10 protein-coding genes are annotated in these 6,548 nt (G+C 42.9%); all 10 read left to right on the forward strand.

The features are described 5' to 3' along the window. The first annotated feature begins 603 nt into the window (after positions 1-603). The 10 genes from APU11_RS13320 to APU11_RS13355 all read left to right on the forward strand — a co-directional run bounded on the left by APU11_RS13320 (position 604) and on the right by APU11_RS13355 (position 6,424). The gene (locus tag APU11_RS13320) at positions 604-789 is read left to right on the forward strand and encodes a hypothetical protein (protein WP_060578513.1); all 186 of its coding nucleotides are present in this window, start codon (positions 604-606) and stop codon (positions 787-789) included. 19 nt (positions 790-808) lie between these two features. Then, positions 809-976 (forward strand): hypothetical protein, encoded by a 168-nt coding sequence (locus APU11_RS28600; protein WP_171847455.1) that lies wholly within the window; start codon positions 809-811, stop codon positions 974-976. A 53-nt stretch (positions 977-1,029) separates the two neighbouring features. Continuing rightward, complete coding sequence (locus APU11_RS13325) at positions 1,030-1,653, forward strand: helix-turn-helix domain-containing protein (RefSeq protein ID WP_060578515.1); 624 nt, start codon at positions 1,030-1,032, stop codon at positions 1,651-1,653. Positions 1,654-2,060: 407 nt separating this feature from the next. Beyond that, positions 2,061-2,447: a hypothetical protein gene (locus APU11_RS28890; protein ID WP_072200419.1), complete on the forward strand. Its 387-nt coding sequence runs from the start codon at positions 2,061-2,063 to the stop codon at positions 2,445-2,447. Further along, on the forward strand, positions 2,440-2,787 hold the full coding sequence (locus tag APU11_RS13335) for a hypothetical protein (RefSeq protein WP_060578518.1): 348 nt from the start codon (positions 2,440-2,442) through the stop codon (positions 2,785-2,787). Before APU11_RS28890 ends, APU11_RS13335 begins: the two co-directional genes overlap by 8 nt. Positions 2,788-3,509: 722 nt before the next feature. After that, complete coding sequence (locus APU11_RS13340) at positions 3,510-3,749, forward strand: hypothetical protein (RefSeq protein WP_131729162.1); 240 nt, start codon at positions 3,510-3,512, stop codon at positions 3,747-3,749. A 3-nt stretch (positions 3,750-3,752) separates the two neighbouring features. Further along, positions 3,753-4,130 carry a hypothetical protein gene (locus tag APU11_RS13345; RefSeq protein WP_060578523.1) on the forward strand — a complete coding sequence of 126 codons (378 nt, stop codon included), beginning with the start codon at positions 3,753-3,755 and terminating at the stop codon, positions 4,128-4,130. Positions 4,131-4,151: 21 nt separating this feature from the next. Next, the gene (locus APU11_RS13350; protein ID WP_060578525.1) at positions 4,152-5,189 is read left to right on the forward strand and encodes a major capsid protein; all 1,038 of its coding nucleotides are present in this window, start codon (positions 4,152-4,154) and stop codon (positions 5,187-5,189) included. Positions 5,190-5,324: 135 nt separating this feature from the next. Continuing rightward, a complete protein-coding gene (locus APU11_RS26920) occupies positions 5,325-5,519 on the forward strand; it encodes a hypothetical protein (protein ID WP_038416657.1) in 195 nt (64 codons plus the stop codon). Beyond that, complete coding sequence (locus APU11_RS13355) at positions 5,519-6,424, forward strand: hypothetical protein (protein WP_060578527.1); 906 nt, start codon at positions 5,519-5,521, stop codon at positions 6,422-6,424. The genes APU11_RS26920 and APU11_RS13355 overlap by 1 nt, the downstream gene beginning before the upstream one ends. Positions 6,425-6,548 lie beyond the last annotated feature (124 nt).

A 6,548-nucleotide genomic window follows, 5' to 3' on the forward strand; every position in this document is an offset into this window, starting at 1 on the left:
GCCCGCACTCCACGCTGAATTATCAGACACCGTCTGAATTTGCAGCGGGCTGGAGAAAGGGTCATTCTGAGAATGAAGATTCCGACGTTACTAACTGAGTGTTGTATCTAATCGTGGGGGCAGGTCAATATGGCTAAAGCTCACTTACACTTGTAACTCGTGCAAGTTCACTAAGCCTCAATCCAAGACCACTAACTACTATCTTGATAACTAACGTTATCCCTCAGTAGTTGTGCTATTGGTTTCGGGAGTAAGTGCCAGAGGGCGACAGTAATGCAAACATAGCGCCTCTGACGCGCTGTAAGCGGTTTTGAGAGGGCAGGGAATAGATGACTACTGATGTAACAAAAGCTCTCAGAACGCGATATAGGATGTTTAAGCGGTGTCTCTGATATTAATCATGAGCGTTGACTTCAAGCGGCGATGTGTGATATTGTATATGATGGGATAAAATATTAAAAACAGCTTGACAAAAGCCGCCTTATAGTGTAATATGAGTTATATAGGGTAAAGAAAACATTCCCACCTACAATCCAAATCACAATGCACTTCGAAACCGTCAGGTTTGCGAGGTGTTTTATTTTATATTTGAAAAGGACATTAATGAAATACTTCGATATTGATACTACTGTGCTATCTCTCATTAAAGGGGAAGTGACACGCCACCAGATTAAATCACTACGTAACTCTAATCGTAAGCAGGGCTATTCAGAACGCGCCGAGTTTTTCACGGAAGTGCTACGCCGCTTCGATTTAATCAGAAGCGCAACAAAAGAAACTAACGAATAAAGAATAAGGAGAAAATCACATGAGCGACATTAAAAACGCGAAGAAACAACCACGCACTTGCCTACACATTCCTGATGAAACTTTCCAAGCCTTATTTAAAGAGGCAAGAAGCAGGAGAATGACTGTTACAGACTATATCCTTGACGTTCTCAATAAAGAGGCAACCAATCTTAACAAGGGCAAGTGATCCCATTATCACCATAGTAGCGCCGTGAGCGCGATTACATAGAAGGATATTTAATGACAAAACAGATTACGCCATTTCTGATGGTAGATTATGAACTACTTGAAATCACAACCGTAGAAGTTAACGGCGAAACAAAAGAAGTAAAACTCCACCACAAGATTGTATATTCCTACCTCAAGAGCCTATCCGGTACGTTCAAACAGGTGACACCTTCTTTAACTGGTATAGGTAAGCGATTGGGACTCGGTACAGATCAAACTGTGCGCCGTCATATTAAAGACCTTGTTTCTTTTGGATGGCTACATGTGAAAGAGCGTCCAGGGTGTACAAGTATCTTCACCGTTCTACCGTATGCACCAGAAACGAAGCCAGAAGCCTCAGAAGAAGTGCCACTGCCGACAATGACCAAAGTTATAGAGGAAGCTATTATCATGCCTGAGAGCGTCCCTGAAAGCGTTACAGCGGATAAAGCGTCGCCTCGCATCCGTACTTCTGAAGCAGTGAAATACCTGTTTGAAAATCTGAAACAACGACGAGAGGACGAGAGCTTTTATTCTTGGTCATCAAGAGTGCTTCAACGAATCGGAATAGATCATTCAATGGGAATAGAACAACTGTTTCAGGAAACTCACCCGTATGAATACAACCAGATTGAACAATCAACGATACCATTTTAACTAGGAGACACATTGAACAAGCTGTACCTACTGAACGAATCTACACATCATTACATCGAATGTAACACCATTTGCCAACGTCTTTATCAACACCTTGCATCTCTAATACGTGAACACGGAAAGATCCGTTCCACTGTGAAACATATTGCTGATGGTGTAGGAATAAGTGAGAGCGGGGCACGATATTGGTTATTAATAATGAAGGATGCAGCGGTTATTACAATGGAACGCCACGGCAAGTATTACGACATTACCGTTAATGATGCAGTAAGTTTCATCACTACCAACAACTGATAAGCAACACTAACACAAAATCGGGAGACTTTATGGTTAACATTATCTACTGGTTCATTCTATGTATATTGGATATTAACAAGTAAATGGAAGTTTCCCCTCTACGAGGATAAATGAGTACAAGACAAAGAAACAACTTAGTGCGTATTGAGAAAGCAGTACGCGCCAGCAAACGTAAATACAGCCGTCAGTTGAAAGAACATGCAACTGAATCTATCCCTGGGGAGTGGATCACCGAAATAATAGAATACCCTGCAAGGGTGCCAACCGGATCAGAGTTTGAACTATTGCAGGATGTTTTAGCCTCTTCGGATAACGTCTTCTATAAACCACGCCGCCGCCGTGAATACCGTGTTGATTCATCGAACCTTAAGAAGTGGCAGTTATACGCAGAAAACTATATTGACTGGCGGGAATATATCCGCACTAACGGCTTATCCCACCATACACAAGACTTTGACTTTCTATTTGACGACAAGGAAAACAACAACAATGAATAATAAAACTATGAACACAGTAAGCACTTTGCTCGATTCTTTCCATAACACTTGGCATCTACCTATTCTTGAACTGGTTAATCATGCATGGCGTGACAGAACGCCAGAGGCGCTTTTAAGCGCGGCTAAACAGGCGGAGCAGGGGATTGATGCGCTGATGTATCTCCAAGAGGTTGTAGAGCGTCTGGTGAAGCGTGGAAACAGCACTTTCACACCAGAAGAAGCCTGGCGTGTAGCTAATGACCTTGAAGAGCTGGCTTGCAGCCTCCAGTGGATCACCGCTGAACTGGGAGAGCTTAGCCTCGACATTGCCAAGGTTTATGGCATGATTCATTATGAATAAATATTCACTAATGGCGCATAAAGTGCTTGACATGTGCATAACTTTTATGTTACTATGAAGTATAGGGTAAGTATTCGAATCACTTCTCCCTCGTTTGAAAATACGACTTGTAAACACTATCCCATAGTGTGCACTCCGAGAGCATCATTCCCATAAATGGTGCTTTCTTCTTTATTTGCTCTTTAGAGCTTCGCCTGAAAACTTCTGGTTGTTTTCTTCTTTGTTTAGTTCCGAAGGAATGCGCGGGATGTAATGTCTCGTTGTGTTGGCATTACATGCAATCACCCGCGCATCTCCATTTAATATGGAATAGACGTTTTCAGAGGGAGCTTTTTAAGCTTCCAGCTATCTATTAGAACATAGGTAGTGTCAGACTGAACATATTTAAAGAGATTCTTTGGATGGTTTAGCTGGTATTCTATTAATGCACCCACGTTCGTGGGTGCATTAATAGATAATGTAATGAATATCTGTTACGGCCAGCGTGAAGGGCTTCACGTGTAGCAGATGCAAAGTACCCCCGATCTTTTTAAATCTCCTAAGATAATAAAACGGGGGTTCTTTTATTAGAGAGTATTCTTAACTTCATTTTTACTGCTAATCGAATGATATTAAAAATGCTTTCTAACAAGGGCATACTCTCCAGGGGCTTAATCGCCCCTTTATTTTACAATGAGTGTAACACTTTCGTTATAACTCAGATAGAAAAAAGGAACAATAATATGTTTCTAAACTATGATCGTGTAATCAAGCATAAAGGCGATTCTATTACTTTGTCTGTTTCTCTCATGAAAAAAGCTGCTGATATTTTCGGTGTGAGTATTGAAGAGATTCAAAAACTAACAGAGCAATGGTGGCCTGTGTCCCAGATTACTAAATCAAACTCCTCTAAAGATGACATTCAAAATGTAAGGTCATCGAAAGGGTTACAAGAACGATTAAAACTATTAAAAGGAAAATAACCAATGCATTACGGAACATTTACACCGTATAACGGTAATAATAGTCACGCTCGATATAAAGTTGTGGCTTATCATTCAGATGCACTCTTACAAGATAAGCGTGTAGACGTAACAACAGCAATCCCTGCCGATTTGATTGTCGGTGACCTCGTTACCACTGGCGGTATTAAAGCATCAAATATTGCTGATATTGCTTATGTCGTTGTAGAACCAGCACAAGCAGGTGCTAAATCAATCGTAGTGGCAGATCCTCATCATGTTATTCTTTCCCGCGCTGGCGTGGAGTTTGGAAATATGGATGAATCTATGGCTGTCATGGCTCTTGCTGATAAAGGCTTCACCTTCTCCGATTATGCAGAAGTAGCACTACGCACCACTTAATAACAAGGAATAAAAATAATAATGTCTTATTCAGATTTATTTTCTGGCAACATGTATGACTTTGCCAGCCCGTGGACATTCTCTACTCAGCTAAATCGCATTATTCAGAACTTAGGCATTTTCCGTGAAGAGTACCATGATGTTAATAGCATTGCCCTGGAAAAAATAACAGATGTTAAGAATCTTGTTGCTCCTGAAAAAATGCCACATGCGCAATCTGACTGGAATAGTGCAGAGCGTCCTGAATACACCTCAGCCCTTTACCAGCTTAAATATACTAACTCTCTGAATACCGTTTCAAGTCGTGATCTTGAACAATATAAAGCTCGTGGAACGGTTGACACTGCTGACCAAATCACCCTGGCTATCTCTGATTTCTCAGATGCACAATACGCGCAGGTCAGTAATACAGTTGAAGCTGACCTTGTTGAAGCTCTATTAGGGCTGCGCGTGCAATCACAGTTTGCAGGTCAAGGTGATTTAGATTTCCTTGCAGGTGGTGCGCGTAGTGAGTATGCAATGGACATCAGCGCAGGTGCTAACGTGTTCCAGCAACTAAGCGAGATCGGGCGCATTCAGAATGTGAAACTTGGTTCAGGGTTGGCACAGGCTAAACAGGGCGTAGTGATCCTGGCCTCCGGTAAAGCTGCCGTAGCGCTACGCTATCACCCATCCGTTAAAGATTTCATGATGTATACGCTGCCGCTTGAGCAAGGCGATAACTTCTACACTCGCACTAAAGGGGCAAACCCTGCTTTCGAAACTTGGACGCTAAACGGCGTAACGGTGATCGATGTGACGGGCTACTCTCTGATCACTGACAAAATCGGGGTTGATGGCTTCGTTAGTATTCCGGTAATGGCTCCTGAATCTAACGCCTATGTACTTCATTCTGGTGTTGGTGTACGCCATGCAACACAGGGTAAAGAAGCCGCTCTAATGCATCAGTATGTCACTGTAGACCAGCGCTGGGGTTACCCCTCTGTAGCGACAGAGTGTCGTTATCTCCCAATCGTGGCGATTCCACAAGCGATCATCTTTGGTACTGTCTCAGAATAATGAGCAATAGACGTTAGCTCTTCACGTCTGGAAATAACAGAAGAGCTTTAATCAGGGGCGTAGGGAACTGGAACACGCAAAGCAAATGCGCCAGCCCTTGCCCCTTTTTTATTTCCAAAAAAGAGAACAGATAATATGCAGTTAATACTCAAGAGTGCAAAGGGCGTTCATATTGATATTCAAGGTGATAGTGCATCCGATTTACTAAAAGTAAGTCAACTATGTGCGCTATTAGATATTTCATATACAGGTGTTAGGCAACGTATTTTCAGAGGAGATACGATTGAGCAAGCTATTCACTATTTCTTAGACAAACAAGGCGGTGAGTAATGCTTGATCTGAATGTTAGCACCCTGAAAAATACGGTCACCTTCGTTGTGGACAAGCAAAGTATTGCAGAGGCGAAGAAAGCCGCTGATGATCTTCAACGCCATTTTAAGAAGCTGGAGAATCCGAAAATTCGGTTTCAGACTCAGAAGCAGCGCAGACAGAAAGCCCGTCAACAAGCCGATGATGCACGTTTTAATGATAAACCCCGTGATACGAAGGAAATGAAAGCCCAGCGAGCAGCAGAGAAGCAGAAAGCGAGAGATGAAAGGGCCAACCTGAGAGCGCAGCAGCAGATTCAGAAACGCCAGGAAACCGCTGAGCTTAAACTTCGTCATGCAGGGCTGCAAATCTCTGGGATTAAAGGTAAATACGGGCTTGATGCTAAGCAACAATACGAGGCCTTGCATTTCATCCAGAAGCAAATAGAAGCTTTTGCTCAAGGTAACATCACAAGCCAGCGGATGAACGCCTCTATTCGTGAGCGTGTAACCCTATTACGCAGAGAAGCCGCACAACAAGCGAAGGTGACACAGGCACAGCGTACACAGTATGCAGCGACAGCGGAGAAGCTCAAATCTCCTAAAGCAACCCATTCTCCAATGATGGGTGGCATTTTAGGGAGTGCAGTATTAGCCGCTGGTTCGATGGGGGTTGGTCAACGCATTATTGATAAAGGTAATGAAAACCTCGAACTGGTGAGAATGAGTGAACGTGTTAGAACCAATCCGAATGTAATCAAAGCTATGGTGGCATGGGGGCAACAAAACGGTGTTGACTCTGCTAACGTGGATAAAGCCACAGACAATATGAAGGATGTGCGTGAACGTTTAGCTAATACTGTTACAAACGCATCTTTAGATCCTAAAAGTGGTAAATGGAGAGGTGGTGATGGTGGTGTTAACTGAATCGCCACGCGTTTAACAGACACCTCAGAGTCATTTAAGATGACTTAAAGAGAGGTGCCCATGAGCGGTAAGCGTTATCCTGAAGAGTTTAAAACTGAAGCAGTCAAACAGGTTGTTGATCGCG

The organism is Enterobacter sp. 50793107 (genome assembly GCF_001463365.1).
Taxonomy (GTDB): Bacteria; Pseudomonadota; Gammaproteobacteria; order Enterobacterales; family Enterobacteriaceae; genus Enterobacter; species Enterobacter cloacae.

Excerpts from the sequence above, each read along its gene's own strand:
- APU11_RS13320 (WP_060578513.1), top strand. The coding sequence starts at position 604 with ATGAAATACTTCGATATTGATACTACTGTGCTATCTCTCATTAAAGGG.
- APU11_RS28600 (WP_171847455.1), top strand. The coding sequence starts at position 809 with ATGAGCGACATTAAAAACGCGAAGAAACAACCACGCACTTGCCTACAC.
- APU11_RS13325 (WP_060578515.1), top strand. The coding sequence starts at position 1,030 with ATGACAAAACAGATTACGCCATTTCTGATGGTAGATTATGAACTACTT.
- APU11_RS28890 (WP_072200419.1), top strand. The coding sequence starts at position 2,061 with ATGAGTACAAGACAAAGAAACAACTTAGTGCGTATTGAGAAAGCAGTA.
- APU11_RS13335 (WP_060578518.1), top strand. The coding sequence starts at position 2,440 with ATGAATAATAAAACTATGAACACAGTAAGCACTTTGCTCGATTCTTTC.
- APU11_RS13340 (WP_131729162.1), top strand. The coding sequence starts at position 3,510 with ATGTTTCTAAACTATGATCGTGTAATCAAGCATAAAGGCGATTCTATT.
- APU11_RS13345 (WP_060578523.1), top strand. The coding sequence starts at position 3,753 with ATGCATTACGGAACATTTACACCGTATAACGGTAATAATAGTCACGCT.
- APU11_RS13350 (WP_060578525.1), top strand. The coding sequence starts at position 4,152 with ATGTCTTATTCAGATTTATTTTCTGGCAACATGTATGACTTTGCCAGC.
- APU11_RS26920 (WP_038416657.1), top strand. The coding sequence starts at position 5,325 with ATGCAGTTAATACTCAAGAGTGCAAAGGGCGTTCATATTGATATTCAA.
- APU11_RS13355 (WP_060578527.1), top strand. The coding sequence starts at position 5,519 with ATGCTTGATCTGAATGTTAGCACCCTGAAAAATACGGTCACCTTCGTT.